Origin of the sequence: Enterobacter cloacae complex sp. IR5384 (assembly GCF_049237265.1) — a bacterium.
GTDB lineage: Bacteria > Pseudomonadota > Gammaproteobacteria > Enterobacterales > Enterobacteriaceae > Enterobacter > Enterobacter cloacae.
The window spans coordinates 1-26,463 of the sequence record NZ_JBMKHJ010000043.1 but is presented as its reverse complement, the minus strand read 5'-3'; the positions used below and the strand labels follow the sequence as shown (position 1 = coordinate 26,463).

Sequence of the window (26,463 nt, the reverse complement as noted above, 5' to 3'; positions counted from 1 at the left end):
TCTTCCTCACGTAGGGTATTGTTGTTATGCACTTTGATGGTGTCGGGTACGGTATTTGTCGATCAGCACCGCAATGATGATCACCGCCCCTTTGATCACCAGTTGCCAGAAGTAGGAGACGCCCATCAGCGTCATGCCGTTGTTGAGGGTGGCGATAATCAGCGCTCCCACCAGCGTGCCGGTGATCGTGCCGATCCCGCCAACGAAGCTGGTGCCGCCGAGGATCACCGCCGCAATCGCATCCAGCTCGTAACCCATGCCCAGGTTTCCGTTGGCGCTGTAGAGGCGCGACGCGCTCATCACACCGCCTAACCCGGAGAGCAGGCCGCTCATGCCATACACAAACAGCAACACCAGCCAGACTTTGATGCCCGTTAAGCGTGCCGCCTGCATGTTGCCGCCTACCGCATAGATGTGAACGCCAAGCGTAGTGCGACGAAGGATAAACCAGCACACCACAATCACCGCCAGGGCAATCACCACCAGCCACGGCACGGGGCCAAGATAGTTATTGCCTATCCACTCAAAATTGATGTTCGAGTTAATCACCGTCGTGCCATCGGCCAGCAGGTACGCTGCGCCCCGCAGTGCCGTGTAGGTGCCGAGGGTGACAATAAACGGTGGCAGTCCGGCAAAGGCCACCAGCGCGCCGTTGAACAGCCCCAGCACCAGGCCGAGCATCAGCGCGGCGGGAATAGAGAGCCCGGCGAATTCCGGTATTAACGACACCACCATCGCGGCGACCGCCGTGGTACCCAGAATAGACCCGACGGAGAGGTCAATCCCCCCGGTCAGGATGATGAAGGTCATCCCTGCCGCCAGCACGATGTTGATCGACGCCTGGCGGGTAATGTTGAGCAGGTTGCTTTCGGTAAAGAAGTTAGGGGCGATAAAGCCAAAAACCGCCACGATCAGGATGAGAATGGGCAAAATGCCGACCGTTTGCATCAGATCGCTCATCAGCATTTTTTTGGCGGAGGCAGATCTTGCCACCTGCTGCGGATGGGTTGGAGTTGTCATAGTTGCACCGCCTGATGATGTGAGTCGTTCACGCCGGTTGCCAGCGTCATGATGTTTTCCTGAGAGATGTCGTGTCCGTGGAGCTCCCCGGCGATGCTGCCTTCACGCATGACATAGACGCGGTCGCTCATGCCCACCACTTCCGGCAGTTCGCTGGAGATCATCAAAATCGCCACGCCCTTGCGCGCCATCTGGTTCATGATGCGGTAGATTTCGCTTTTTGCGCCGACATCGACACCGCGCGTCGGTTCGTCGAGGATCAGAATACGCGGACCAATCGCCACCCAGCGGGAGATCAGCAATTTCTGCTGATTACCGCCTGACAGACCGCCCGCGCGGACCTGTGCGTGAGGCACGCGGATATTCAGCAGGGCGATGGCATCGTCAGAAATGGACTGCGCTTTTTTGCGGTTAAGCATGCCGAAGGTGGCGTCGCGCTCCAGCGTCGCCATGGTGATGTTCTCCTGCGCCGCCAGCTCCAGGAACAGCCCCTGCTCCTTGCGGTTCTCGGTAAGAAAACCGATCCCGTTTTCAATGGCCGCGCGCGGGGAGTGGATCACCACCGGCTCGCCGTCCACTTCAATCATTCCGCCCGTGGCTTTACGTACGCCAAAGATGAGCTGTGCCAGCTCGGAGCGACCGGCACCGACCAGCCCCGCCAGGCCGACGATTTCCCCTGAGCGCACCTGCAGGCTGCAGGGTTGGACTTTTTTACCGTCGGTGAGGTGATGCACGTTAAGACGCGGGCTGCCGAGCGGAATATCGCGCTCTTTGTTGAACAGATCGCTTAAGGGGCGACCCACCATCATTTTCACCAGCTCAGATGCGTTCAGTTTGTCGCGCGTCAGGCTACCGACGTATTGCCCGTCACGCAGGACGCTGACCCGGTCAGAGAGTTCGTACACTTCCGCCATGCGGTGGCTGATATAGATGATCGCCATCCCTTCATCCCGCAGGCGCAGGATCAGCTCAAACAGACGATGGGTTTCACGCGAGGAGAGGGCGGCAGTGGGTTCATCCATCACCAGAATGCGGCTGTTACGGTGCAGCGCGCGGGCGATTTCCACCTGCTGTTGTTCAGCGATAGTCAGCTTCATCACCAGGTCGGTGGCGTTGAAGTTTGCACCCAGACGGTCGATGACCGCCTGAGCCTGGGCGGCCATCTCTTTACGCTGCACCAGTCCGCCGCGCGAGAGTTCGCTGCCAAGAAAGATGTTTTCCGCAACCGTCAGGTTGGGGGCGAGTTGCATCTCTTGATAAATCAGGGTAATGCCTGCGGCCAGCGCATCCTTCGGGCCTTTAATGTGATACGGCTGACCGTCAATCAGGATCTCGCCGCTGGTCGCGGTGTAGGCGCCCGCGAGGATCTTCATCAGCGTGCTTTTTCCCGCGCCGTTTTCACCCATCAGCGCGTGGATCTCACCGGGAAAGACCGTCAAATCCACACCCTTGAGCGCGTGGAAGTTGCCAAACGTTTTGGCAATGCTGCGCATCTCCAGTACCGGGGTTCTGCTCATGGCGGATCTCCTGTGAAGGTTGATATCTGCACTTCATCACAGGTGCGTAAATGCAAAATGTCAGAAGCCGTTCATATTTGTCATAGTTATGAATAGCTAATCGCCGTCACATTTCTCTTTTCCCTCTGCCTGTGGGAGAGGGCCAGGGTGAGGGCACCCATTTGCAGAGGAGCCCAATCCCATGCCATCACGCTCGCCGTTCTTCGCCAGTGCCCGCGGTCGTCTGCTGATCTTTAATCTGTTGGTGGTGGCGGTGACGCTGATGGTCAGTGGTGTGGCGGTGCTGGGTTTTCGGCATGCCAGCCAGATCCAGGAACAGGTACAACAGCAGACGCTGGATGACATGACCGGCAGCATGAACCTCGCCCGTGATACCGCCAGCGTGGCAACCGCGGCGGTTCGGCTTTCGCAGGTGGTGGGGGCGCTGGAATACAAAGGAGAGGCCGAGAGGCTGAAGCAGACCCAAATGGCGCTGCGGCACTCGCTGGAACAGCTCGCAGATGCGCCCTTAGCGCAGCAGGAGCCGGGGCTGGTGGCGCGCATTATTCGTCGCAGTAATGAGTTACAGCAAAGCGTGACGGGCATGCTGGAGCGCGGACAGCGGCGCCATCTGCAGCGTAACGCGCTGCTTAGCTCGCTGTATCAAAGCCAGAGCTATTTACGCCATCTGCAGGATATTAACCGTCGGTTTGGCAGCAACATCCCGGATGCGCAGCAGCTTGCGGAAATGGACAGGTTGATTCTCGCCGCCATCGATACCCCCTCACCGCGCGCCACCCTACAGCAGCTGGACGCCGTTACCGCAACGTTGCCCCAGCGCGCCACGCAGCCCGTGGTGAATCTTGTTCTGCCCGATTTCAACGACGAGCTGCGCAGGCTTGCCCCGCTGTCAAAGCAGCTTGAGGAGAGCGACCTGGCGATAAGCTGGTATATGTTCCACATCAAGGCGCTGGTGGCGATATTAAATAGCGATATCAATCAGTACGTTGAGCAGGTAGCGGAGGCTTCCCGGCTGCGTACGGCCCAGAGTCATCAGGAGCTGCGGTCCATCAGCGTATTTATCAGCATATTCGCCGTACTGGCGCTGATCATCACCGGTTGCGCCTGCTGGTATATCTACCGCAATCTGGGCTCCAACCTGACGGCGATCTCCCGGGCGATGTCGCGTCTTGCCCACGGCGAGCAGGACGTTTCGGTGCCCGCGCTGCAGCGGCGTGATGAGCTGGGAGAGCTGGCTCGCGCGTTTAACGTCTTTGCCCGCAATACCGCCTCGCTGGAGCACACCACCCGTCTGTTGAAAGAGAAAACCTCCCAGATGGAGATCGACCGCATCGAGCGTCAGGGACTGGAGGAGGCGCTGCTGCACAGTCAGAAGATGAAGGCCGTTGGTCAACTGACGGGCGGGCTGGCACATGATTTCAACAACCTGCTGGCGGTGATAATCGGTAGCCTGGAGCTGACCGATCCCGACTCCAGTGATGCCCCACGTATCGCCCGCGCGCTCAATGCCGCCGAGCGCGGTGCGTTGCTGACCCAGCGTCTGCTGGCTTTTTCCCGCAAGCAATCCCTGACTCCGCATGCGGTAGAGATGAAACCGCTGCTGGAGAATCTCAGAGAGCTGATGCGCCACTCCTTGCCCGCCACCCTGAGTCTGGAGATAGAGGCTCAATCCCCGGCCTGGCCAGCGTGGATTGACGTTGGCCAGCTCGAAAACGCCATTATCAACCTGGTGATGAACGCCCGCGACGCGATGGAGGGGCAGACGGGCGTGATTAAGATCCGCACGTGGAATCAGCGCGTCACCCGCAGTGACGGGCGCAGGCAGGATATGGTGGCGCTGGAGGTGATCGACCGCGGCAGCGGTATGACGCAGGAGGTCAAATCCCGGGTGTTCGAGCCGTTCTTCACCACCAAGCAGACCGGCAGTGGCAGTGGGTTAGGGCTGTCGATGGTGTACGGTTTTGTGCGTCAGTCCGGCGGCCGCGTCGAAATTGAAAGCGCGCCGGGACAAGGCACCACCGTGCGGCTCCATCTGCCGCGCTCAACGCTGCCCGTCGTCCCTGAAGATGAAACGCACTCTGCCACCGCATCCGCTGAAAACGAACGGCTGGTGCTGGTCCTGGAAGATGAGGCCGATGTTCGTCAGACCCTGTGCGAGCAACTGCATCAGCTTGGCTACCTGACCCTTGAAGCGGAAAGCGGTGAGCAGGCACTGAACATGCTGGCGGCCTCGCCGGATATCGGCATGTTTATCAGTGATCTGATGCTGCCGGGCAGCCTGAGCGGGGCGGAGGTGATTAACCACGTGCGCAGCCACTACCCGCAACTGCCGGTGTTGTTGATCAGCGGTCAGGATTTACGTCCGACGCACAACCCGCAGTTGCCGGATGTAGCGCTACTGCGCAAACCGTTTACCCGCGTACAGCTGGCGCAGGCGCTGCGGAAAATCAGCGCTTAAACAGCGAATTTAGGATTTCATCAAGAGCCTGAGTAAAGTCGGCGATGCTAATCTGCGCAAAATTTAGCGGATTAAGATATAAAGGGAATTATGCCGGTACTCACAAGAGGGGACTCACAAATGATCGTGATGCCTACAACGTACAGCCCGAATACGGTTGCCAGGTCATTTACGCTCGTAGATGAATTTGAACTCTCCGGTCGGGTGTTACATGTCATTTATGACAGCCAGACGCCCCGGGCTGCAATTATTGAAGCAGATATCGAAACCTTTGATGGCGTTCCCCGGCATCGGGTTGTTGCTGCTCTGGATTTACAGCATAAAGCCCATCTGGGAAAGGACATTATCGCAGTCGAACGATGCTGGGAAGATACTCGCGTTGTCCAGGTAGAAGGCATTTGTGTCGATCCTGCCGAACGAGACAAAGGGCTGGCGACTCGTCTCTATGAAGCGTTGGTCTTACATTGCGGCGTGACCTTAATCAGCGACTTCGAGCAATATGAGGGTGGAAAGATGCTCTGGCAGAAAATAGCCCGTGAATCCGACCAAATCGCTGTTTTTGTACTCGACACAGAGCAGGGAGCATTCTGGCCTTATGATGGCAGCAAGGTGATATATGACGGAGGATGTATTCCTGAAGACCGCATCTGGAGTCATTCTCCGGACCAAAAATGCTCCGGGATTGTGCTGGTCGCAGAGAATAAACAGCGAGTGCGTCAAATAATGGAAGCGTCGCCTCGCTAAAGAATTTGAGATTCCTCCGCTACCTCTCCCGTTTGCGGTTAATTACCGTAAGGCCAGTTCACCTGCGAGTCTGGCCTTATGAAACGTTACTCTACCGCTCTGTTATTTGGTCTGCTGTCACTCTCCAGCCAACTGGCGCATGCCGATGTGATTGATGATGCCATTGGCAACATTCAGCAGGCGATCAACGATGCCTATAGCCCCGGCAGCAGCCGCAGCAACGATGATGACGATCGTTATGACGATGACCGACGCATTGATAGCCGTCAGTATGACGACCGCCGTCGGCAGCTTGAAGACAGACGCCGCCGTTTAGACGAGCGCCAGCGCCAGCTTGATGACGACAGACGACGCCTGGAAGAGGATGAGCGGCGGTTAGAAGAGGATTACGATCGCGGTTAAGTGCGGCCTGTTGCCCTCACCTCAACCCTCTCCCACGGGAGAGGGAGAAAACCTAATCCAGTACCAACACCATGCCGTCATATCCCGCTTCGATGCCGTCCGGCAACGGGTTATCCATCATCCACACGTCAAACTGATGGCTGATATGGGTCAGGATAACCTGCGGGCAGCCAATCACCTCGTTCAGTGCCACCACGGTGTTTAAATCGCAATGGTTGCGCGGCGTCTGCGGGCGCGGTTCATGGCTACAGTCGATGATCATCGCCTGAGGCTGGTTGTTAAGCAGAAATTTCACCGTTTTCTCCGGCAATCCGGCAGTATCAGAAAGCCACGCCACGCGGCTGTGGGCGGACTCCAGCAGATAACCAAAGGTGAGTTTCGAGTGGTTGAGCGGCAGCGGCGTCACCCGCAGGCCCTGCAGCTCAAACATCACAAACGGCTCCAGCATATGGCTGAAATCCAGAATGCCCGGGTGTTTGAAGAGATCGTCACATCCGGCTTCATCCGGCGGGCCGTAAACGGGGATCGTCGCGCCAACGCCCCAGCGCAGGGGAAACAGCCCCTGAACGTGATCCATATGGTAGTGGGTCAGCAAAAACTGCTGAAAGCTGCCGGCTGGCCAGTCGTCCATCAGGTGCGGAATACCCGCGTCCAGTAGCGTCACCGCGTCATTGAATTTGACGGCCGCGCTACAGGGCCGACGACGATAATTCTCCTGCAGACGTGCCCGGCGGCACGCCGCGCAATCGCAGCCATACACCGGGACCAGCTGGGCACTGCCGGTGCCCGTTAACGCGATCGTCAGACTCATCGTGCACCTCTACAACGGTTTGGTGAAACGAAAATGGCTCTGCGTATACCCTTCACGAACATAAAAACGGTGGGCGTCCAGCCGCCGGACGCTGGTGGAGAGCTCCGTCAGTTCCGCGCCCGCCTGCCGCGCGGTGTCCTCTGCCCATGCCAGCAGTTGGCTCCCCACTTTAAGACCACGCGCCTCGGGCATCACCACCAGCTCCTGGATTTCGCCGATCCATCTGGCGTGGTGCAGGTGAAACTGCATATGCAGGCCAATCATACCCACCACCTGTCCATTCAGCTCTGCCAGCTGATAACGCATATTGTGGTCCTGCAGATTGGCCAGATACCCGGTGTGGAACGCCTGATGATCAAATTCGGCCTGTTTTAACTCGCAGATCAGCGCGTAAACGATTTGCGCATCATCGGCGGTGGCGGGGCGAAGCGTGCAGTCAGGCATGCTGTTTCTCCTTCTGACGGATAAGCGATAAAACGTTATCGACTGACTGTAGCAAACTTCCGTCGTTGTTGAGGATGTGGCAATCCGCCGGGGTATAGCGCGCTGCGCGTTCAAGCCGCTGCGCGATCTCTTTTTCGCTTTCGCGTCCGCGGCTTTGCAGGCGGCTGCGCAGGACATCCGGCGAAACCTGCAGACAGACCGGCAGCAGCGCCGAGGCATACCGGGCGCGTGCCTGGGGCAGATGCGCACGAGAGCCGTTGACCAGCACGTCAAAACCCGCGTGCAGCCACAGGTCGATCTCAATGCCGATCCCGTAGTAGTAGCCGTTGGCGTGCCAGCTGAGCGCCAGCAGATTCTGCCCGGCGCGAGTAAAAAATTCCTGTTCGCTCAGGGCGATATGGTTTTCACTACCGGCATTCGCCGCCCGGGTAATATAGCGATGTGCGACCAGCAGCTGCGGGTGTTCCCGCTGCCGTAAGGCGGACAGCAGGCTGTCCTTTCCGGAGCCGGAGGGCCCCATTAACCAGATGACTCTTCCCATCAGAACACCCGTTTTCCCTGACGCCAGACGTGGTCGATATGGATGTGCTCGCCCTTACGGTGGGCCAGCACCAGATCCGCCCGTTTTCCTTCGGCTATCTCGCCCCGGTCGTGAAGATTAAGCGCCGATGCCGGGTTCTTCGTTACCAGGCGAATTGCCTCCGGCAGCGTGAAGCGGTTGCTGTCGTCATCCGCGACGCGGAAGGCGGCGTCCAGCAGGCTGGCGGGGTAGTAGTCGGAAGAGAGGATATCCAGCAGACCGAGCGAGGCGAGCTTGCTTGCCGCCACGTTGCCGGAATGCGAGCCGCCGCGCACGATGTTCGGTGCCCCCATCAGCACGTTCATGCCATGCGCGCGGGAGGCTTCTGCCGCCTCAAACGTGGTAGGAAATTCAGCGATCACGCTGCCAAGCTGGTGGGATTCGCGAACATGATCGTGCGTGGCATCATCATGGCTGGCCAGCGCGATGTTACGGTCCCGGCACATTGCGGCAATCGAAACACGGTTCGGCTGTGACCACTGTGCCGCCAGCGCCAGCTGCTCTTCCTCGTAGCGCGCCATCTCCACATCGTTAAGAGAATATTTGCCCTGGTAATACTCGCGGTATTTTTCGAGGCTGGCGAACTGGCGCTGCCCCGGCGAGTGGTCCATCAACGAGACCAGCGACACTGGCTCGCGGTCTACCAGCTTTTCAAACAGCGGCAGGGTGGTATGATGCGGCAACTCGCAGCGCAGGTGCAGGCGATGTTCGGCGCGGTTAAGACCGCGCTTTTGCGTCTCTTCCACGGCGTTGATCATCTTTTCCAGATTCTCCAGCCGATCGCCGCCGTCGCGTACGTCACCAATCGCCACCGCATCCAGCACGGTGGTGATGCCGCTGGCAACCATCAGCGCGTCGTGGCTGCTCATCGCCGAATGGGCGGGCCATTCCACCTTCGGCCGTGGGGTGAAGAATTTATCCAGATTATCGGTGTGCAGCTCAATCAGCCCTGGCAGCAGCCAGCCGCCTTCGCCGTCCATCGCTTCGGGCAAATGGCTTCGGGTTTCGGCATACGCGCGGATCGCGCCGTCGCGGATCTCAATCGAGCCGTCGATGACCTCATCTTCCAGCACCAGCTTGACGTTATTGATAATCATACGTTTGTCCCCATCGGGTGCAATCTGTCCGCCACGCGGTTGCGAACGCTCTCGTCGTGGAAGATCCCGACGATCGCCGCGCCGCGCGCTTTGGCCTGTTCGATCAGTTCCACCACTGCCGCGCTGTTTTTGCTGTCGAGCGAAGCGGTGGGCTCATCAAGAAGTAAAATCGGGTAGTCGACGATAAACCCGCGAGCGATATTGACGCGCTGCTGCTCGCCGCCGGAAAAGGTCGACGGGGCAAGATGCCAGAGGCGCTCGGGCACATTGAGGCGCGTCAGCAGGCTGGCGGCTTTGGCGGCGCAGGTTTCGCGCGGCACGCCGAGATCCAGCAGCGGCTGCATGACCACATCCAGAGCGGAGATCCGCGGGATCACCCGCAGAAACTGGCTCACCCAGCCGATCGTCGAGCGGCGAACTTCCAGCACCTTACGCGCGGGGGCCTGAACCAGGTCGACCCATTCATCGGCGTGGCGAATATGAATGTGCCCCTCGTCCGGCAGATAGTTGGCGTACAGGGAGCGTAGCAGGGTGGATTTTCCGCTGCCGGAGTGGCCGTGCAGCACCACGCATTCGCCGCTGTTCACCTTCAGAGAGGCATTTTGCAGCACCGGCAGACGCACGCCGTTTTGCTGGTGGAGCACAAAAGTCTTACTTACGTTTTCTACGTGGATCATTTTGGCCTCGTGGCGTTTTCTTGCCGGGTGGCGCTTCGCTTACCCGGCCTACAAGGTACGGCGTTCGTTTTGCCGGGTGGCGCCCTCAATTCTGCAACACGGATGACACCAGCAGCTGGGTGTAAGGATGGAGCGGATCGTCGAGCACGCGGTCGGTTAACCCACTTTCCACCACCTGACCCTGCTTCATTACCAGCAGACGGTCTGCCAGCAGGCGAGCGACGCCCAGATCATGGGTGACAATCACCACCGCCAGGTTTAGCTCCACCACCAGACCGCGCAGCAGGTCGAGCAGGCGCGCCTGCACGGAGACGTCCAGCCCACCGGTGGGTTCATCCATAAACACCAGCTTCGGGTGGGTGACCAGGTTACGGGCGATCTGCAGGCGCTGCTGCATGCCGCCGGAGAAGGTGGTGGGCAAATCGTCGATGCGCGAGGCGGGGATCTCCACATCGGTCAGCCAGCGCTGTGCGGTTTCCCGGATGTTGCCGTAGTGCCGCGCGCCGGTCGCCATCAGCCGTTCGCCGATATTGCCTCCCGCCGAGACCTGACGACGCAGCCCGTCCAGCGGATGCTGATGTACCACGCCCCATTCGGTGCGCAGCAGGCGGCGACGTTCAGCCTCGCTCATGCCATAGAGGGAGGCGCCCTCATACAAAATCTCGCCGTTCTGCGGGGCCAGGCGCGCGGAGATGGACTTCAGCAGGGTGGTTTTACCCGAGCCGGATTCACCGACAATTCCCAGCACCTCGCCCGGCCACAGCTCGAACGAGACGTCGCTGAAGCCTTTGCCCGGCGCGTAAAGGTGGGTCAGGTTGTTCACTGAAAGCAGCGGTTTCATTGGCTGTTCGCCTCGCTCTGTTGGCGGCAGTAATCGGTGTCGGAGCAGACAAACATCCGTTTGCCCGTATCATCCAGCACCACTTCATCCAGATAGCTGTGCTTCGAGCCGCAGATGGCGCACGGCTCGTCCCACTCCTGCACCGTGAACGGGTGGTCATCGAAATCGAGACTCTCCACGCGGGTGTAGGGCGGGACGGCGTAGATGCGCTTTTCGCGCCCGGCACCGAACAGCTGCAGGGCAGGCATCATGTCCATTTTCGGGTTGTCGAATTTCGGGATCGGCGACGGATCCATCACGTAGCGCCCGTTGACCTTCACCGGGTAGGCGTAGGTGGTGGCGATATGGCCGAAGCGGGCGATATCTTCATACAGCTTCACCTGCATCACCCCGTACTCTTCCAGGGCGTGCATGGTGCGGGTTTCGGTTTCGCGCGGCTCGATAAAGCGCAGCGGCTCCGGGATCGGCACCTGGAAAATCAAAATCTGATCTTCAGTGAGCGGCGTTTCGGGAATGCGGTGGCGGGTCTGGATAAGCGTCGCATCTTCGGTTTTTTCGGTGGTGTTGACGCCCGTCACGCGCTTAAAGAAGTTGCGAATCGACACGGCGTTGGTGGTGTCGTCGGCCCCCTGGTCGATGACCTTCAGCACGTCTGACTCACCGATGACGCTGGCGGTAAGCTGAATGCCCCCGGTGCCCCAGCCGTAAGGCATCGGCATTTCTCGACCACCAAACGGCACCTGATAGCCGGGGATAGCGACCGCTTTCAGGATGGCGCGGCGGATCATGCGTTTGGTTTGCTCGTCCAGATAAGCAAAGTTGTAGCCGCTTAGGTTAGCCATTTTCACGCTCCCGTTGCAGACGTTTCAGCAGTTCCAGTTCGGCCTGGAAGTCAACGTAATGCGGCAGCTTGAGGTGCGAAACAAAGCCCGCCGCCTCGACGTTATCCGCATGGGCCAGCACGAACTCTTCGTCCTGTGCCGGGCCGGAAATCTGTTCGCCGTAGTCCGGCGCCTGCAGGGCGCGGTCAACCAGCGCCATCGCCATGGCTTTACGCTCGCTCATGCCAAAGACCAGCCCGTAACCGCGGGTAAAGTGTGGGGTGTCGTCGTCAGGTGCGACAAAACCATTCACCATTTCACACTCGGTCATTAGCAGTTCACCGACGTTCACAGCAAAACCCAGCTCTTCGGGGATGATTTCGACGTCGAGATAGCCGCTGCGGATCTCCGCCGCAAACGGGTGGTTACGCCCGTAGCCGCGCTGCGTTGAATAGGCCAGCGCCAGCAGATAGCCTTCGTCCCCGCGCATCAGCTGCTGCAGGCGAGACGAGCGTGAACAGGGGTAAACGGGAGGCGTGCGGGTGATGTCGTCGGGTTGCGCTCCGGTCTCTTCTTCAGCCTTTGCCAGACCCTGCTTCGCCAGCAGGCTAAAGACGTGCGGAGATGCTTCCTGCCCTGTCTCCGTGGTGCTGAGCGTCGGCGTTTCGCCGTTCGCCAGCAGGGTGAAATCCAGCAGGCGGTGGGTGTAGTCGTACGTAGGGCCAAGGAGCTGGCCGCCGGGAATATCTTTATAAACGGCGGAAATTCGCCGCTCCAGGCGCATTTCTGCCGTATTGACCGGCTCGCTCACCGCCAGGCGGGGAACGGTGGTGCGCCAGGCGCGCAGCAAAAAGATGGCTTCGACGTTGTCGCCGCTGGCCTGCTTCAGCGCCAGCGCCGCCAGCTCGCGGTCGGCGACGCCGCCTTCGGTCATCACCCGATCCACCGCCAGGTTCAACTGCTGCTCAATCTGGGCGACGCTCAGCTCGGGAAGCTGTTCATCACCCCGTCGTCTGTGCGCCTGTAGCGCATGGGCGGCGGCGATGGCCTTCTCGCCCCCTTTGACGGCAACGTACATCAGCACACCTCCACGTGGGTGGTTCGCGGGATCGCCAGCAGGCGCTCGCCGCAGGTCAGGATCAGGTCAATGCCCAGCGGGAACGGATGCGGGCGTTCGGTCAGCTCATGAATAATGCACTCCGGCAGCTGTGGCGCGACCATGCGTTCGTCGGCAATCCCCGCCCCGGTCAGGCGCAGCATGCGACCACCGCTCAGGCTGGTGACCTGCAGGATCAGCGTGGCGCTGGTCTCCGGTGCTACCGCGCTGCCTTCACTCAGGGCATTGAGCTGCTCATGGCTGATTTGTTCATCGGCAACGGCAAACACCGCCTGACGGGGCTGCTCAACCAGCGGGGCGTTAGTGTGAAAACGCAGATTCTGGCTGGCGATGTCATTGGATAACGTCCCCGAAAGCCACACCGGGGTATCGTTGTCGGCGAGGGTCAGCAGTACGCTGGTGGTCGCCAGGTTCAGCGGCAGCCAGCCCTGGGAGAGCTGATGCAGGGAGACAATCACGCCAGGCTCGCTCATGGCTTTCAGCAGGCGACGAAAACTGTGTTGGGCATCCTGGACGGCCAGGGTAAAAGCGGGTTGAAGCGTCATGCGTTATCTCCGCGAACAAGCGTAAAGAAGTCGACCCGGCTGGTATTGACTTGCGCCTGACGTGCGGCAGTGCGCGCGGCGAGGTCGGCTTCCAGCGGGGCAATCAGGGTTTCCATCAGGGTCTGGAAATGGGGTTGTTCCTGCAGCAGGGCGTCGATCACCGCGCAGCGCTCGGCGTGCGGTTTATCGCGACCGAGCACGTAGCTGTAACCCAGCGTGCCGCTGCTCAGACGAATGACCGCGCGGGTGAGGGCGGCATCACCGGCGAAAAAGCGCTCCCCGGTACCGCCCATTCTTGCCTGGATCTGTACCAGGCCAATTTCCGGCGCGCGGAGCGTTTCATAGTCTGGCGTCAGGTTAAGCGCGTTCATGCGGATCGCCAGTGCAGCAGGCTGGCTATGGGACAGGGCGCGCATCCAGCGCTGACGGGTGGAGGTGTCGAAATGCATTCAGTGCTCCATGGTGAATTCAATCATGTCGGCGCGGGTCAGGCTGACGGAGTACTCCGTTGCGTTGATCTCGCCGTCACGGTGGTTGAGGGTGCGCACGCAGAGCAGCGGAGCCATGTTGGGGATCTCCAGCACCTTGCTCTCTTTCGCCTGCGCGCGGCGGGCGCTGATACGCGTCTGGGTACGTTTGAGCACAAGACCCGTGGCGTCCTGCAAAAAGTCATGCAGTGAACCGCTGGAGAAGTGTTGCAGCACCGGCCAGAGGCTCAGGTCGCTGAAGTAGTGATCTATCTGGCAGACCGCCACGCCATTGACCCGGCGCAGGGTGCGCAGATGCACAACGTTGTCGCCCTCCTGAATACCCAGCGCATCGGCTACATGGCTGGAGGCCGGACGCAGCACGGAGAGCAGTTTTTCGCTGGTGGGATGGCTTCCCTGGTCGAGCAGGTTCTGACTAAAGCGCGCCTGGGCATTGAGCGGGTAGTCGAACGGGCGCATCAGCACCAGCACGCCGACGCCTTGACGGCGCTGTACCCATCCGCGCTCAACCAGCTGATCGATGGCGCGGCGCAGGGTGTGGCGATTCACTTCATAGCGGTCGGCAAGCTGCTGTTCGGCTGGCAGGTAGTCTCCGCAGCGATAATGGGTGCGCAGCTCCACTTCGAGCTTTGCTGCAATCTCTTGCCAGCGGGTAGGGTAACTGGTCGGATGTCTGGATAAGTGCATACCAATCAAAGCCTCGCTTCTCAGATGAAGTGCTTACGCAAACGTTGAGAGAGGAAATCCAGCAGGCTGACGGTGATGATGATGAGTACCATCAGGGCGCAGGTTTGCTGGAACTGGAAACCGCGGATCGCCTCCCACAGGGTGACGCCGATGCCGCCTGCGCCGACCATGCCGACGACGGTGGCGGAACGGACGTTAGATTCGAAGCGGTAGAGCGAATAGGAGATCAACAGCGGCATGACCTGGGGCAGCACGCCGTAAAGGATCTCTTCAATTTTGTTGGCGCCGGTGGCGCGAATACCTTCGACCGGGCCGGGTTCAATGGCTTCAACGGCTTCGGAAAGCAGCTTGGAGAGCACGCCAGTGGTATGGATGAACAGCGCCATCACCCCCGCGAACGGCCCCAGACCCACGGCGACCACGAACAGCATCGCGAACACCATTTCGTTAATGGCGCGGCAGGCGTCCATCAGCCGGCGCATCGGCTGATAAATCCACCACGGAACGATGTTTTCCGCGCTCATCAGGCCAAACGGAATGGAGAGGATGACGGCCAGGGCGGTCCCCCAGACGGCGATTTGCAGGGTGACAGCCATTTCGCCGAGATAGTCCTGCCACTGGCTAAAATCGGGCGGGAAGAAGTCGGCAGCGAAGGTGGCCATGTTACCGGCGTCTTTAAACAGCAGCAGCGGATCCATCTCCGCGCCCTTCCAGGAGATAACCAGCACCGCCAGCAGGATGGCCCAGCTAAATAGCGAGAACCATCTGCGTTTCGGCGGTGGGAGGGTGATGGTTTGCATGTTGACTCCTTTGTGTTTAGTTCCCTCTCCCTGAGGGAGAGGGGACTTTAGTTACTGCACCGCTTTATTCACACTGGTCATTGCACCAAGCGCGGCGGTCAGGCGGTCCAGGTCTTCCAGCTGGGCCTGAATAGCTGCCACTTTGCTGGTCTTCTCCTCGTTCTTAAGCCCCTTGTTGTCCTTCACGCCCTGCATCTCTTTAAACAGCGCCAGCTGGCGAATCGGGACCAGCTGCAGGTCGCTCGACGGGCGGAACGGTGCCCAGCCCAGACGCGTCAGCACGGCTTTCTCTTCCGGCGTTTTGCCGTAGGTCATAAAGAAGTCGTACACCTTGTCCTTGGTGCTTTCAGAAAGGTTTTTGCGCCAGACAATCGGGTCACCCGGGATGAGAGGGGATTTCCAGATCACCTTCAGCTCTTTCAGCTTGTCCGGTGCGGAGGTCTTCAGCTTGTCGAGGTTTTCGGTGTTGTTGGTGGCGACATCCACCTGCTTGTTGGCCACGGCCAGGGCGTTGGTTTCATGGCTGGCATTGACGGTGCGTTTGAAATCGCTGGCAGAGGCATTGTTTTTGGCGAAGACGTAATAGCCCGGCACCAGGAAGCCAGAAGTGGAGTTCGGATCGCCGTTGCCGAAGGTCAGTTCTTTGCGTTTGGCGAGCATATCGTTGAGGTTATTGATCGGGCTGTCTTTGTTGACGATCAGCACGCTCCAGTAACCCGGAGAGCCATCGGCAGCAACGGTCTGGGCAAAGACCTGGCCGTTTGCACGATCCACCGCTTCCATGGCGGAGAGGTTGCCATACCAGGCGATGTCCACTTTGTTAAAGCGCATCCCCTGGATGATGCCCGCGTAGTCCGGGGCGAAGAAGGCGTTTACTTTGATCCCCAGTTTGTTTTCCATATCTTTCAGGAAGGGTTCCCACTGAGGCTTCAGGTTCTGCTGTGATTCCGTTGAAATAATGCCAAAGTTCAGCGCTTTTTCCTGCTCCTCGGCGTACGCAGGGCTTAACAGGGTGCTGATGCTGAACATGCTGGTGAAAGCCAGCGCGGCAACCGTTTTATAGCTCATTTCCATTCCTCGTAGTGGGGACGTTATGCAGCCTTCGCGTTCTCTTCGACACGGTTAATGCTGCGGTAGAGATGGTCAAAACGTTCGTTATCAAACTGGTGGCTTGCGCCATCAAAGAACACATGTCCCTGACGCAGGGCGACAATGCGCTCGCAGTAGCGCAGGGCGTAATCCACCTGATGCAGCGTCACCACCACGGTGATGCCGTCGTTCTGGTTAATGTCATGCAGGGTTTCCATCACGATGCGGGCGGATTCCGGATCCAGCGAGGCGATGGGCTCGTCGGCAAGGATGATTTTCGCTTTCTGCATCAGGGCACGGGCGATGGCCACGCGCTGCTGTTGTCCACCGGAGAGGGTGGAGACGCGCTGATGGGCGAAGTGCGCCATGCCTACGCGGGTGAGTGCCCGCAACGCCTCTTGCTTCTGTAACGGGGAGAACCAGCGCAGACAGGTGCGCCAGAATGGGGTGCTGCCGAGCGCGCCAATCAGCACGTTCTCCAGCACCGTCAGTCGATTTACCAGATTAAATTGCTGGAAGATGCAGCCTGTCTGCGCGCGGCTTTTGCGGATATCCCGCGCCAGTCGCCCTGCGCGCTGTACGGTGTTGCCCAGCAGTTCGACGTGGCTTTCCGGGATGCTATCGCCGGTAATCAGACCGCTTAAGTGACGCAGAAGGGTGGATTTACCTGAACCGGATGGCCCCAGCAGCGCTACCATGTCGCCCTGCTGGACGGTCAGATCAACGGCATGCAGAGCCTTGTTGTGATGAAAGGTCTTGCTCAGTTTCTCGACGCGGATGACGGTTTGCATATGCTGGGCCTCATAATAAATGTGGCCTCATGCTGGCGCATCAATATGACATTTGGGTTAAGTGCAGGTTGCGGGAGTTTGAAGAGTTGAAGTGAAAACGATGACAATCTTTCCAGGCCCGGGCAGCGCAGCGCCACCCGGGGTTGTTGCCGGATGCGCTGCGCTTATCCGACCTACGAACTTTGTTGCTGCTTAACGACGTTAATCATCCACGGCACGCCGTATTTGTCGGTGACCTTACCGAAACCGTGCGCCCAGAAGGTCTCCTGCCAGGCCATTTCAATATTTCCGCCATCCGCGAGATTGTCGAACCAGCGTTTGCCTTCATTGACATCCTGTGTGTCGAGAACCAGCGTGAATCCGGCATACTGCGCCTTACTGCCCGGCGGCAGGCCATCGCTCATCATGATATCGCTGCCCGCAATGCGAACGTTGGAGTGGGCTATAGCGGAGTCCGGGAACTGCATGCCAGACGGGCAGCCTTCTTCGCTGCTCTCGCTTTTTGGCATTTCGCCGAAGGTGATTTTATAGAGGAGTTCTGCGCCGACGGCCTGCTGATAAAAGGCGGTTGCCTCTGCACAGTTGCCGACGAAAGAGATGTAGGGACTTAACGGCATAATCTTTACCTCACGTAAGAAAAGCCCATTAAGTGTAGTGGGTGTGTGCCCGGTAAGCGAAGCGCCACCGGGCGGGTAAATCAGTTCTTTTTCACAAACTCAGATTTCAGTTTCATTGGACCAAAACCGTCAATTTTGCAGTCGATATTATGATCGCCTTCAACCAGACGGATATTCTTCACTTTGGTCCCGATCTTCAGCATGGAAGAGCTGCCTTTAACCTTCAGGTCTTTGACGACGGTGACGCTGTCGCCATCTGCCAGCAGGTTACCGTTAGCATCTTTTACAATCAGCACGTCAGCATCCTGTGACGGCTCTGCGTCGTTCCATTCGTGGGCGCATTCCGGGCAGATGAACATGCCATTATCTTCATAGGTGTATTCAGAATTGCATTTCGGGCAGTGTGGAAGTTGCATCGGGGGTATCCTCAAAAAAGTGCTTAACACGCTGGAAAGTGCCAGCAAAATGACGGCAGAGCGCCGAAAAAGAGGGCAAGTATAACGCAAATCCACACGATTGTCGGTGATATTGTTTAATAAAAAAAAACCGAAAAGCGTGTTGCGGGTGACACTTTCTGTCAGTCGGTTAAGCGATGCTAACGCCATTAACGTGTTGGGAAGAATTGACACTGAATATATCGAATATTTTATTGCGGCAAATTGCTACGTTCCGCCATTTCGGATAAGGTGAAGCGACACATTGTTATTTATCGCCGGTTTTCGTCGTCGTACATCTGTTATGACGCTGAACCATTCCCTCTCTTTTTAGGTGGGTAAATAATGATGATATATCCTGAAGTTTCTTAAAAATGGGCTAGGCTTTTTATCTTTTGACTATCAGGTCAGGAGAAAAGCTTTTCACGCCATGCAAGGATAGCGATTTATTTCTGATTGTCTTCAATCAGTTATATTTCGGTGAACATGTTTTCCACACGTGATCATATAAGCCGAAAAACATAATTAAAACCCGGTGGCTTAATAAAAGTAATAAATTTGCGTTAAGGAAAGGCTTTTATCATGCACACACAGACAATTTTTGAATTAAGCCAGGAAGCAGAACGGTTGCTACAACTCGCCCTGCAAAACCTTGATACCTTGAAATCAATGCCGATAGCGATGCTGGAGAGTACCGCGACGGCCATTACGGGTGAAAAGAACAACGTTTTACCTTTGCATTTTAGCGCGCGTGGTGTCGAAGCACAGCAGGCGATGCTGAATAGTGAATTGCGCAAAATAACCCGTCTGGAAATGGTGCTGGCTATTGTTGGAACCATGAAGGCGGGGAAATCGACCACCATTAATGCGATTGTGGGCACCGAAGTATTGCCCAACCGCAACCGTCCGATGACGGCGCTCCCGACCCTTATTCGTCATACGCCGGGCCAGAAAGAGCCGGTACTGCATTTTACGCATGTCTCTCCCATTGATGATCTGATCCAACTGCTACAGAAAAAGCTCTGCGATGACGATCGCGGCAAGCTGGCGCAGCGTCTGGAAATCGATAAAGACATGAATACGCTGCTGGAGAGAATCGAAAGAGGCGAGGCTTTCGAGAAACACCACCTTGGGGCGCAGCCGATATTTCATTGTCTGAAAAGCCTGAACGACCTGGTGAGGCTCTCTCAGGCGCTGGACGTGGCCTTCCCGTTCTCAGAGTACGCGGCGATAGAACATATACCGGTGATTGAGGTGGAGTTTGTGCATCTTGCGGGTCTGGATGCGCACCTGGGGCAGCTGACGCTGCTGGACACGCCTGGGCCAAATGAAGCCGGGCAGCCCCATCTGCAAAAAATGCTCACCGAACAGTTGTCCCGCGCCTCCGCGGTGCTGGCGGTGATGGACTATACCCAGCTCAAATCGATTTCTGATGAAGAGGTTCGTCAGGCCATTTCGGTAGCGGGAAAATCGGTGCCTTTGTATGCGCTGGTGAATAAATTCGACCAGAAGGATCGCAACAGCGACGATGAAGAGCAGGTCAGGGCGATGATCTCCGGGACCTTAATGAAAGGGAACATCTCTCCGGGACAAATTTACCCTGTTTCGTCGATGTGGGCCTATCTGGCAAACCGCGCCCGCTATGAGATGGCGAACCATGGGCAGCTACCGGATCACCAGGAACAGCGCTGGGTACAGGACTTTGCCGAGGCCGCGCTGGGGCGTCGCTGGCGTACGGCGGACCTGGATGATATCGAACATATTCGCCATGCGGCTGATTTGTTGTGGGAAGATTCGTTATTTGAACAACCTATCCGCAAACTGATTTACGCCGCCTATGCCAATGCGTCGTTATTTGCGCTGCGTTCGGCGTCGCATAAGCTGCTCAACTATGCCCAAAATGCCAGAGAGTATCTCGATTTTCGCTATCAGGCCCTGACGGTGGCCTTTGAATCGCTGGAGCTGAATATTACGCGTCTTGAAGAGGATATGGCTCTGTTGCAGACACGGCAGCGCGTGGCCAGCGAAGAAGTCAAACACGAAGTGGAGCAGGCCCTCCACGCCACTGACGATTTTATGGCGTTGCAGAAAGGAGCCCTTCAGCAGGCGATTGGCCATATCTTCAACAGCCACACGCTACTTGATTTGGCAGGTATTGATCCGCTGAATCATCGGCAGGATGCGCCGGAGGCGCTGACGCAGCTGGTGCTGGATGATGAAAGGCAGGCGCAAACGGTACTGAACAGCATCCGCTCCGCCTGCGAGCAGGTCATGCTGGACGCACAGTCGAAAATCAGCCGGGAGCTGGCGCTTCGCTTCGATCAGCTGGAGTCTACGCTGGCGCGTTCGCTGAATGAGGCGATGCGGCCCATTGAGCTGCGTATTAAAGAGCAGCTCAGCCATGCCGGTTTTCGGGCGCGGATCAGTTTCCCGGCATTTCAGGCAAATCAGCTGAACTTCAATACGCGGGCGCTGTTTACTGATGCCATCGCGGAGGATACCCGTCCGGCAGGCCAGCCATCGGCTGCGGGAAGTGTACGGGAAACGGTGTCGCGCTGGCTGAACAATCCTGGCTGGGGCTGGGAAGATTATGTGGCGACGCGCACGCGATACGTTATTGATATTGCGCAGCTGCATGACAAGTTTATGCAGCATATTGATCAATTTTGTGAACAAATCCGTAAAGCTTTAACCGCGCAGGTCGATGTCTCTGTTACGGCGGGTATGGCAACGTTCTTTGCAGAATTTTCGTTATGCCTTGCCGGGTTACAGGAAAGCTTGCGTGATAGCCTCGCAGTCCGTCAGCAAAATGAGCATTCGACCCGATCGCTCAGCCAGCTGTTGAAACAAAGTATCACGACTGCGACGTGGATTCAGGAAGATACCCGACTGTTACGCGATGATATTCAAACTCTTTTCGCGGCAGAGCAACCATGACAACACAGCTACTGGACGGTCCCGGGCGGACGCTGGAGTGTATCCATCCTAAATTTATGGTCGATCTGGTCCAGGGGGTAGACGCGCCGCGTCATACCCATCTGGGGCCGCAACAGCTGCAGTTTCGTGAGCGTTTGACGCAGGAGATCATGACGCACACCCGGCTGCGACCGTGGGCAATGGCGGGAATGCTCAACGAAAATGCGGCTCTGCGCCTGGGGCTGGCGGAAAAGCTGGCCGGCATGCTGGATCCGGGGCATCTCGCGCTGACGCGTATGGCCGATAAACTGGTTGCCCTGCGCCAGCAAACCTCTCTGCGTACGCAGCCCTCGCCGGGCCTGGTTCAGCAGTACGCTGAACTCTCTTCCCATTTTCTTCAACGCGCAGCCTATAAAGAAAAGGCGTTGTCCCAGCGTGGGTTAACGGTCCAGGCGGGCGAGCATAGCGAGCAGATTTTTACCCGCTGGCGGGCCGGTCACTATGATGGCTGGTCGCTGGCCGGGCGTTGCTACATTGTGCTGGAAGAGCTGCGCTGGGGAGCATTTGGCGATGCCTGTCGTCTGGCGAATGCGGACGTGGCGGCAATGCTCAAGGATAACCTGCGCAGCATGGCGGCAAATTATCTGGCGCAGGGGATCAATGCTTCTCCCACTACCCGCCATTTTTATCACCAGTGGCTCACAACCCCCTCTACGCCGGGGAGCATCGATCATAAAGATATGCTGGGCTGGCTGGGGGACTGGTGTCAGGCGGACAGCCACCCGGTGAGCTGGTCAGTAACCCAAAACTGGCAAACGGTCGCGCTGGGTATGCCGAGACTCTGTTCGGCAAAGCGGCTGGTGGATGGGATGGTGGAAGAAATTTTTGGTTGAACCCCTCACCCGGTGGGGAGAGGGGCCGGTCTTATGCGGTGCGTTAATGATGAAGCTCTACCGCTTTCGGTTCTGTATCCGGCTCGGGGAGATTGCCGAAGCGCTTCGCATACAGGGCCGTGATGATGGGCACCAGAATGGCGGTGACGATCACGCTGGCGGCAACCAGCGCCGTTGCCGAGGCCGCAACCGGTTCGAAAGCCGGGTTAATCTGGGCAATGATCACCGGATTCGCCACGGCGGCCCCGGCGGCTGAAGAGGCGGCTACACCTGCCGTTCCGTTTCCTCCGCCAATTACGCGATCGGCAATGATCAGCGGAATGCCGGTGATAATGATAACAGCCACGCCCAGGACAATACCCAGCAGACCGGTATCGAGTATCACCTTCAGGTTAATGGTATTCCCCAGCGCGAAGCCGAAGAACGGGATCAGCACTGGCGTGGCTTTGCTGAAGAAATCGCGCAGATCGTGGTCCAGATTCCCCAGCGCAAAACCGATCAGGAAAGGCAGGATCGCGCCGACAAAGTGGTGTGGTTCAAACGAGGCCAGCCCCGCCGAGCCCAGAATCAACATCGTCATCAGCGGACCGGACTCCAGAGACATCAGCACAAAGGCGCCAGACTCCTCTTTTGTGCCGTACTGGTTCATCAGGCTGGCATAGAGCCCACCGTTAGTCATATCCATCGCGGAGACAATGGCCAGAACGGATAATCCGGCGAAGAATCCGGTCTGAATGCCATTCTCCGGAATGAACAGTGCACAGACCATTGCCACAACCCAGGCAACCGCAATTTTCGTTATAACCAGCGTTCCGGATTTACGTAATACGGTGCCCGTTGCCCGCAGGTTAATAGATGCTCCAATACAAAAGAACCAGACGGCCAGAATGGGCACGGTTCCCGTAATCATTCCTTTTGTGAAACCACCAAAATAAGCACCGGTATCAGGTGCCAGGGTATTCAGAATGGCGCCAAGCACCAGAGGAACCAGCATCATCCCGCCGGGGATGCGTTCTATTGTGGCTTTAATCTTCATGTACAACCCTCACATCGTGTCCCGCGTGGCGGACGGAATGCTATCGAAAATAAAATCAACAAATTCAATTAATTGAAAGGATGCTTAGCCTGGCGCTTCGTTATCCTTTCAGGGAAATTAATCGCGTGCTCTTGATTCATGCCGCTCAAAAGCCCGCTGGACGTTGCGTTCGGATTTATCATGCGATCATTGGAATAATGATTCAATGAAAATAAAACATTGTTTTAGTTATCTCTATCACATATTCAGCGTAAATATTCGAACCGCGTTTTAATATTTAAAATTTATGTAAATCTGATGTGACGCAGTATGGTTTTGAGAATTGTTGTGCAGGCGATAATAACGTGCGTGAGCATGTTCTTTTTTGGTGGATAAGAAAGAGCTGATGGGCGGCAATTGACAAATATTGAACTCAATTGACGATACGGAAAAATATATGTGAAGTTGATCACAAATATAAACGCTGGTAGGGTAAAAAGGTCATTAACTGCCCAGACAGGCGTCAACAGGTTCGGTTGTATCGACGTAAAACGTCAATGTAAGTAAACCTGCTACGCTTGAATAAGGCGATTCGCATGGAGCGGATCCCCGTTTCACGGTTCACCAGATGGCCGGTGAAATGGACAGGGCTGAGTCTACGAGGAAAGCTATGCTTAGAAGGAAAAAGATTAAACCCATCACGCTTCGCGACGTCACCATCATCGATGATGCAAAACTGCGTAAAGCGATCACTGCCGCCTCGCTCGGTAATGCGATGGAATGGTTCGATTTTGGTGTCTACGGCTTCGTGGCCTATGCGTTAGGTAAAGTGTTCTTCCCCGGCGCTGACCCCAGCCTGCAGATGATTGCCGCGCTGGGTACGTTCTCGGTTCCCTTCCTCATTCGCCCGCTGGGTGGTCTGTTCTTCGGTATGCTTGGTGATAAATATGGTCGTCAGAAGATCCTGGCCATTACCATTGTCATTATGTCGATCAGTACATTCTGTATCGGCCTGATCCCGTCTTATGCTTCGATTGGCATCTGGGCGCCAATATTGCTGCTGCTCTGTAAGATGGCTCAGGGATTCTCCGTAGGGGGAGAATATACCGGTGCCTCGATCTTCGTTGCAGAGTACTCCCCGGACCGTAAACGTGGCTTTATGGGAAGCTGGCTGGACTTTGGTTCCATTGCCGGATTCGTCATGGGTGCGGGCGTGGTGGTGCTGATTTCAACCGTGGTTGGTGAGGCGAACTTCCTTGAATGGGGCTGGCGTATTCCGTTCTTCCTCGCGCTGCCGCTGGGGATCATTGGCCTGTACCTGCGTCATGCGCTTGAAGAGACGCCTGCGTTCCAGCAGCACGTTGATAAGCTTGAGCAGGGTGACCGCGAAGGTCTGCAGGATGGCCCGAAAGTCTCCTTTAAAGAGATCGCGACCAAACACTGGCGCAGCCTGCTGGTCTGTATCGGCCTGGTGATCTCTACGAACGTGACTTACTACATGCTGCTGACCTACATGCCGAGCTATCTGTCGCATAACCTGCACTACTCGGAAGACCACGGTGTGCTGATCATTATCGCCATCATGGTGGGTATGCTGTTTGTGCAACCGATTATGGGGCTGTTGAGTGACCGCTTTGGCCGTCGACCGTTCATTATTCTGGGTAGCGTTGCGCTGTTTGCCCTTGCTATTCCGGCATTCATTCTGATTAACAGCAATGTGCTGGGCCTGATTTTTGCCGGCTTGCTGATGCTGGCGGTGATCCTCAACTGCTTCATCGGGGTGATGGCCTCTACACTACCGGCCATGTTCCCGACGCATATTCGCTACAGTGCGCTGGCGGCGGCCTTTAACATCTCGGTTCTGATTGCCGGTCTGACGCCGACGCTTGCCGCCTCTCTGGTGGAAAGCACGCAAAACCTGATGATGCCCGCTTATTACCTGATGGTTATCGCGGTGATTGGTTTGATTACGGGTATTACCATGAAGGAGACGGCGAACCGTCCTCTGAAAGGGGCGACGCCTGCGGCATCGGATATTCAGGAAGCGAAAGAGATCCTGCGCGAGCACTATGATAACGTCGAGCAGAAGATTGAAGATATTGACGCAGAGATTGAAGAACTGCAGAAGAAACGCTCCCGACTGGTGGACCAACATCCACGCATCAACGAGTAATCAAAAACCCGCCGCTGGCGGGTTTTCTTTTATTAGCATCCTGCAGCGATGTAATCGCCATTGGCGCTGATGGGGATCACCGTCAGGAACAGGATGGTCGCAAACAGGATCAGAACAATCCCGCCGGCAATCTTGACCGCCGGAACCAGCCACTTCAGCGAGGTGTCGCCGCCAAACCAGGCGACCGTGCGCTCCCGGGCGTAACGCACGGCCAGCGATAGCCCCATAATCGACAGCGCGGTTCCCAGCGACATGGTCATTACCGCGGCCATTCCCCAGGTGACGATGCCCAGCGCATTCGAAAACATCAGGATCATAATCGCCCCACTGCACGGACGCGCGCCGATCGCCAGAATTACACCCAGACGGGTTTTCCAGTCACCCTGCGCAAGGTCTGCCCCTACGCCGTGATGGCCGCAGCCACAATGTTCATCATGCTGGTGAAGGGGCGTGATGGCGGAGATTGCCATCCTGCGCGGGCGCAGGCTTTTCAGCGCCTGGTAAATGATAAACGCGCCGAATGCGCCAATGAGGACCGCGCTTATCTTCTCGACATACCAGCGGCTGGTACTGATATCCCCGGACGCCAGGTTAAACCCCACCGCCAGAATAAAGACAAACAGAATGGCGCTGACGCCCTGCAGCATACTGCCAAAAAAAGGAACGACCCGGGCAGCCAGTTCGCTCTCTTTATTTGTACTGAGATAGGTAGTGACAATGAATTTGCCGTGCCCCGGCCCGATAGCGTGAAGTACGCCATAGAAGAACGCGCCGGTTAATAGCCATAAGCCACCGCTGTACTGATGGTTATTAAGCTGCAACAGGTACATCACCAGATAACGGTGCAGGGTGATTTGCGTAGCAAGACACCACTGGATGAAAGCACCCCAGTGTTCGTGCAGAGTGAAGCCCGCAATAAGGAGTAGCAGCGTCATGAGGCCAGCGCCAGGAATGCGCCAGTCTCGGGTGAGGCGTTGTGTGATCATGGATATTGTCTGTCAGGGAAAATATTTGCCAATAGTATAGTTGATTATCCCCCTCAATCCGTGGGTTCTTATTATGCTTACGCGTTGTATTGTGGATAAGTCTGTGTGTAAAAGGGTATAAAGCGGGGTTTTGCTGGGGAATACAGCAGTCAGTCATCTTTTTGCAACTTTTCGGTTGCGGTCGCTCGGGAACTCCCTATAATGCGCCTCCATCGACACGGCGGATGTGAATCACTTCACAAACAGCCCGGTCGGTTGAAGAGAAAAAATCCTGAAAATCAGGGTTGACTCTGAAAGAGGAAAGCGTAATATACGCCACCTCGCGACAGAGCGCTGAAGCGCGTCGCAACTGCTCTTTAACAATTTATCAGACAATCTGTGTGGGCACTCAAGGTGACATGGATTCTTAACGTCCTCGGACGAAAAATGAATACCAAGTCTCAACGAGTGAACACGTAATTCATTACGAAGTTTAATTCATTGAGCATCAAACTTTTAAA

At 57.0% G+C, this 26,463-nt stretch carries 26 protein-coding genes; 6 read left to right on the top strand and 20 right to left on the bottom strand.

The features are described from left to right. Nucleotides 1-24: 24 nt before the first annotated feature. Together ACOTX3_RS23160 and ACOTX3_RS23155 are read right to left on the bottom strand one after the other, a co-directional pair. Nucleotides 25-1,020, bottom strand: coding sequence for an ABC transporter permease subunit (locus tag ACOTX3_RS23160; protein ID WP_058678446.1), 996 nt, complete (start codon nt 1,018-1,020; stop codon nt 25-27). Beyond that, nucleotides 1,017-2,537, bottom strand: a complete 1,521-nt coding sequence (locus tag ACOTX3_RS23155; protein ID WP_013095096.1) for a sugar ABC transporter ATP-binding protein — start codon at nt 2,535-2,537, stop codon at nt 1,017-1,019. The genes ACOTX3_RS23160 and ACOTX3_RS23155 overlap by 4 nt, the downstream gene beginning before the upstream one ends. Before the next feature lie 181 nt (nt 2,538-2,718). Between ACOTX3_RS23155 and ACOTX3_RS23150 the strand changes: the two genes are divergently transcribed. The 3 genes from ACOTX3_RS23150 (at nt 2,719) to yjdP (ending at nt 6,141) form a co-directional block, all read left to right on the top strand. Then, entirely contained in the window at nt 2,719-4,995 is a 2,277-nt protein-coding gene (locus ACOTX3_RS23150) for a hybrid sensor histidine kinase/response regulator (RefSeq protein ID WP_013095097.1), read from the top strand. Nucleotides 4,996-5,115: 120 nt separating this feature from the next. Further along, nucleotides 5,116-5,739, top strand: coding sequence for a GNAT family N-acetyltransferase (locus tag ACOTX3_RS23145; RefSeq protein WP_013095098.1), 624 nt, complete (start codon nt 5,116-5,118; stop codon nt 5,737-5,739). Nucleotides 5,740-5,817: 78 nt separating this feature from the next. Then, entirely contained in the window at nt 5,818-6,141 is a 324-nt protein-coding gene (gene yjdP / locus ACOTX3_RS23140; RefSeq protein WP_058678445.1) for a DDRRRQL repeat protein YjdP, read from the top strand. A 52-nt stretch (nt 6,142-6,193) separates the two neighbouring features. On the opposite strand, the gene phnP is transcribed toward yjdP, so the two are convergent. From phnP to ACOTX3_RS23060, 16 genes are all read right to left on the bottom strand, one after another. Further along, complete coding sequence (phnP, locus tag ACOTX3_RS23135) at nt 6,194-6,952, bottom strand: phosphonate metabolism protein PhnP (RefSeq protein ID WP_058678444.1); 759 nt, start codon at nt 6,950-6,952, stop codon at nt 6,194-6,196. 9 nt (nt 6,953-6,961) lie between these two features. Next, complete coding sequence (phnO, locus tag ACOTX3_RS23130) at nt 6,962-7,396, bottom strand: aminoalkylphosphonate N-acetyltransferase (RefSeq protein WP_023621470.1); 435 nt, start codon at nt 7,394-7,396, stop codon at nt 6,962-6,964. Further along, nucleotides 7,389-7,940, bottom strand: a complete 552-nt coding sequence (phnN, locus tag ACOTX3_RS23125) for a ribose 1,5-bisphosphokinase (RefSeq protein ID WP_086528220.1) — start codon at nt 7,938-7,940, stop codon at nt 7,389-7,391. The genes phnO and phnN overlap by 8 nt, the downstream gene beginning before the upstream one ends. After that, nucleotides 7,937-9,073, bottom strand: coding sequence for an alpha-D-ribose 1-methylphosphonate 5-triphosphate diphosphatase (phnM, locus tag ACOTX3_RS23120; protein WP_058678443.1), 1,137 nt, complete (start codon nt 9,071-9,073; stop codon nt 7,937-7,939). Before phnM ends, phnN begins: the two co-directional genes overlap by 4 nt. Continuing rightward, nucleotides 9,070-9,750 (bottom strand): phosphonate C-P lyase system protein PhnL, encoded by a 681-nt coding sequence (gene phnL / locus ACOTX3_RS23115; RefSeq protein ID WP_013095104.1) that lies wholly within the window; start codon nt 9,748-9,750, stop codon nt 9,070-9,072. Before phnL ends, phnM begins: the two co-directional genes overlap by 4 nt. An 85-nt stretch (nt 9,751-9,835) precedes the next feature. Then, the gene (gene phnK, locus ACOTX3_RS23110) at nt 9,836-10,591 is read right to left on the bottom strand and encodes a phosphonate C-P lyase system protein PhnK (protein WP_013095105.1); all 756 of its coding nucleotides are present in this window, start codon (nt 10,589-10,591) and stop codon (nt 9,836-9,838) included. Beyond that, nucleotides 10,588-11,433: an alpha-D-ribose 1-methylphosphonate 5-phosphate C-P-lyase PhnJ gene (gene phnJ, locus ACOTX3_RS23105; protein ID WP_013095106.1), complete on the bottom strand. Its 846-nt coding sequence runs from the start codon at nt 11,431-11,433 to the stop codon at nt 10,588-10,590. The genes phnK and phnJ overlap by 4 nt, the downstream gene beginning before the upstream one ends. Further along, nucleotides 11,426-12,490, bottom strand: a complete 1,065-nt coding sequence (locus ACOTX3_RS23100) for a carbon-phosphorus lyase complex subunit PhnI (RefSeq protein ID WP_013095107.1) — start codon at nt 12,488-12,490, stop codon at nt 11,426-11,428. Before ACOTX3_RS23100 ends, phnJ begins: the two co-directional genes overlap by 8 nt. Next, nucleotides 12,490-13,074, bottom strand: coding sequence for a phosphonate C-P lyase system protein PhnH (gene phnH, locus ACOTX3_RS23095; protein ID WP_048970943.1), 585 nt, complete (start codon nt 13,072-13,074; stop codon nt 12,490-12,492). The genes ACOTX3_RS23100 and phnH overlap by 1 nt, the downstream gene beginning before the upstream one ends. Next, nucleotides 13,071-13,523, bottom strand: coding sequence for a phosphonate C-P lyase system protein PhnG (gene phnG / locus ACOTX3_RS23090; protein WP_058678442.1), 453 nt, complete (start codon nt 13,521-13,523; stop codon nt 13,071-13,073). The genes phnH and phnG overlap by 4 nt, the downstream gene beginning before the upstream one ends. Then, nucleotides 13,524-14,249: a phosphonate metabolism transcriptional regulator PhnF gene (phnF, locus tag ACOTX3_RS23085; protein WP_013095110.1), complete on the bottom strand. Its 726-nt coding sequence runs from the start codon at nt 14,247-14,249 to the stop codon at nt 13,524-13,526. Nucleotides 14,250-14,269: 20 nt separating this feature from the next. Further along, nucleotides 14,270-15,049 (bottom strand): phosphonate ABC transporter, permease protein PhnE, encoded by a 780-nt coding sequence (gene phnE / locus ACOTX3_RS23080; RefSeq protein ID WP_058678441.1) that lies wholly within the window; start codon nt 15,047-15,049, stop codon nt 14,270-14,272. A 51-nt stretch (nt 15,050-15,100) separates the two neighbouring features. After that, entirely contained in the window at nt 15,101-16,117 is a 1,017-nt protein-coding gene (phnD, locus tag ACOTX3_RS23075) for a phosphonate ABC transporter substrate-binding protein (RefSeq protein WP_058678440.1), read from the bottom strand. A 23-nt stretch (nt 16,118-16,140) separates the two neighbouring features. Next, a complete protein-coding gene (gene phnC, locus ACOTX3_RS23070) occupies nt 16,141-16,929 on the bottom strand; it encodes a phosphonate ABC transporter ATP-binding protein (RefSeq protein ID WP_013095113.1) in 789 nt (262 codons plus the stop codon). Nucleotides 16,930-17,102: 173 nt separating this feature from the next. Then, entirely contained in the window at nt 17,103-17,546 is a 444-nt protein-coding gene (gene yjdN / locus ACOTX3_RS23065) for a VOC family metalloprotein YjdN (RefSeq protein WP_127869110.1), read from the bottom strand. 80 nt (nt 17,547-17,626) lie between these two features. After that, nucleotides 17,627-17,962, bottom strand: coding sequence for a zinc ribbon domain-containing protein YjdM (locus ACOTX3_RS23060; RefSeq protein ID WP_013095115.1), 336 nt, complete (start codon nt 17,960-17,962; stop codon nt 17,627-17,629). Nucleotides 17,963-18,562: 600 nt separating this feature from the next. Here ACOTX3_RS23060 and crfC point away from each other — a divergent pair. Further along, nucleotides 18,563-20,917, top strand: a complete 2,355-nt coding sequence (gene crfC / locus ACOTX3_RS23055; protein ID WP_038418496.1) for a clamp-binding protein CrfC — start codon at nt 18,563-18,565, stop codon at nt 20,915-20,917. After that, nucleotides 20,914-21,789 (top strand): diguanylate cyclase regulator RdcB family protein, encoded by an 876-nt coding sequence (locus ACOTX3_RS23050; protein WP_045294841.1) that lies wholly within the window; start codon nt 20,914-20,916, stop codon nt 21,787-21,789. The genes crfC and ACOTX3_RS23050 overlap by 4 nt, the downstream gene beginning before the upstream one ends. A gap of 43 nt (nt 21,790-21,832) precedes the next feature. On the opposite strand, the gene kdgT is transcribed toward ACOTX3_RS23050, so the two are convergent. Next, nucleotides 21,833-22,825 carry a 2-keto-3-deoxygluconate transporter gene (kdgT, locus tag ACOTX3_RS23045; RefSeq protein WP_013095118.1) on the bottom strand — a complete coding sequence of 331 codons (993 nt, stop codon included), beginning with the start codon at nt 22,823-22,825 and terminating at the stop codon, nt 21,833-21,835. Nucleotides 22,826-23,474: 649 nt separating this feature from the next. On the opposite strand from kdgT, the gene proP reads away from it, so the two are divergent. Next, nucleotides 23,475-24,977, top strand: a complete 1,503-nt coding sequence (proP, locus tag ACOTX3_RS23040; protein WP_013095119.1) for a glycine betaine/L-proline transporter ProP — start codon at nt 23,475-23,477, stop codon at nt 24,975-24,977. Nucleotides 24,978-25,009: 32 nt separating this feature from the next. Here the strand turns inward: proP and ACOTX3_RS23035 are convergent, their stop codons facing one another. Beyond that, nucleotides 25,010-25,963, bottom strand: a complete 954-nt coding sequence (locus tag ACOTX3_RS23035) for a nickel/cobalt transporter (RefSeq protein ID WP_058678439.1) — start codon at nt 25,961-25,963, stop codon at nt 25,010-25,012. Between the last annotated feature and the right edge of the window lie 500 nt (nt 25,964-26,463).

Bases quoted from the DNA above. Each gene is read 5' to 3' on its own strand.
- phnP (WP_058678444.1), bottom strand. From the start codon at position 6,952: ATGAGTCTGACGATCGCGTTAACGGGCACCGGCAGTGCCCAGCTGGTC.
- phnD (WP_058678440.1), bottom strand. From the start codon at position 16,117: ATGAGCTATAAAACGGTTGCCGCGCTGGCTTTCACCAGCATGTTCAGC.
- phnF (WP_013095110.1), bottom strand. From the start codon at position 14,249: ATGCACTTATCCAGACATCCGACCAGTTACCCTACCCGCTGGCAAGAG.
- ACOTX3_RS23060 (WP_013095115.1), bottom strand. From the start codon at position 17,962: ATGCAACTTCCACACTGCCCGAAATGCAATTCTGAATACACCTATGAA.
- ACOTX3_RS23100 (WP_013095107.1), bottom strand. From the start codon at position 12,490: ATGTACGTTGCCGTCAAAGGGGGCGAGAAGGCCATCGCCGCCGCCCAT.
- phnL (WP_013095104.1), bottom strand. From the start codon at position 9,750: ATGATCCACGTAGAAAACGTAAGTAAGACTTTTGTGCTCCACCAGCAA.
- phnJ (WP_013095106.1), bottom strand. From the start codon at position 11,433: ATGGCTAACCTAAGCGGCTACAACTTTGCTTATCTGGACGAGCAAACC.
- ACOTX3_RS23155 (WP_013095096.1), bottom strand. From the start codon at position 2,537: ATGAGCAGAACCCCGGTACTGGAGATGCGCAGCATTGCCAAAACGTTT.
- phnE (WP_058678441.1), bottom strand. From the start codon at position 15,049: ATGCAAACCATCACCCTCCCACCGCCGAAACGCAGATGGTTCTCGCTA.
- ACOTX3_RS23145 (WP_013095098.1), top strand. From the start codon at position 5,116: ATGATCGTGATGCCTACAACGTACAGCCCGAATACGGTTGCCAGGTCA.
- ACOTX3_RS23035 (WP_058678439.1), bottom strand. From the start codon at position 25,963: ATGATCACACAACGCCTCACCCGAGACTGGCGCATTCCTGGCGCTGGC.
- crfC (WP_038418496.1), top strand. From the start codon at position 18,563: ATGCACACACAGACAATTTTTGAATTAAGCCAGGAAGCAGAACGGTTG.
- phnO (WP_023621470.1), bottom strand. From the start codon at position 7,396: ATGCCTGACTGCACGCTTCGCCCCGCCACCGCCGATGATGCGCAAATC.
- ACOTX3_RS23160 (WP_058678446.1), bottom strand. From the start codon at position 1,020: ATGACAACTCCAACCCATCCGCAGCAGGTGGCAAGATCTGCCTCCGCC.
- kdgT (WP_013095118.1), bottom strand. From the start codon at position 22,825: ATGAAGATTAAAGCCACAATAGAACGCATCCCCGGCGGGATGATGCTG.
- phnH (WP_048970943.1), bottom strand. From the start codon at position 13,074: ATGACGCTTCAACCCGCTTTTACCCTGGCCGTCCAGGATGCCCAACAC.
- phnC (WP_013095113.1), bottom strand. From the start codon at position 16,929: ATGCAAACCGTCATCCGCGTCGAGAAACTGAGCAAGACCTTTCATCAC.
- phnG (WP_058678442.1), bottom strand. From the start codon at position 13,523: ATGCATTTCGACACCTCCACCCGTCAGCGCTGGATGCGCGCCCTGTCC.
- ACOTX3_RS23150 (WP_013095097.1), top strand. From the start codon at position 2,719: ATGCCATCACGCTCGCCGTTCTTCGCCAGTGCCCGCGGTCGTCTGCTG.
- yjdN (WP_127869110.1), bottom strand. From the start codon at position 17,546: ATGCCGTTAAGTCCCTACATCTCTTTCGTCGGCAACTGTGCAGAGGCA.
- proP (WP_013095119.1), top strand. From the start codon at position 23,475: ATGCTTAGAAGGAAAAAGATTAAACCCATCACGCTTCGCGACGTCACC.
- ACOTX3_RS23050 (WP_045294841.1), top strand. From the start codon at position 20,914: ATGACAACACAGCTACTGGACGGTCCCGGGCGGACGCTGGAGTGTATC.
- phnK (WP_013095105.1), bottom strand. From the start codon at position 10,591: ATGAAACCGCTGCTTTCAGTGAACAACCTGACCCACCTTTACGCGCCG.
- yjdP (WP_058678445.1), top strand. From the start codon at position 5,818: ATGAAACGTTACTCTACCGCTCTGTTATTTGGTCTGCTGTCACTCTCC.
- phnM (WP_058678443.1), bottom strand. From the start codon at position 9,073: ATGATTATCAATAACGTCAAGCTGGTGCTGGAAGATGAGGTCATCGAC.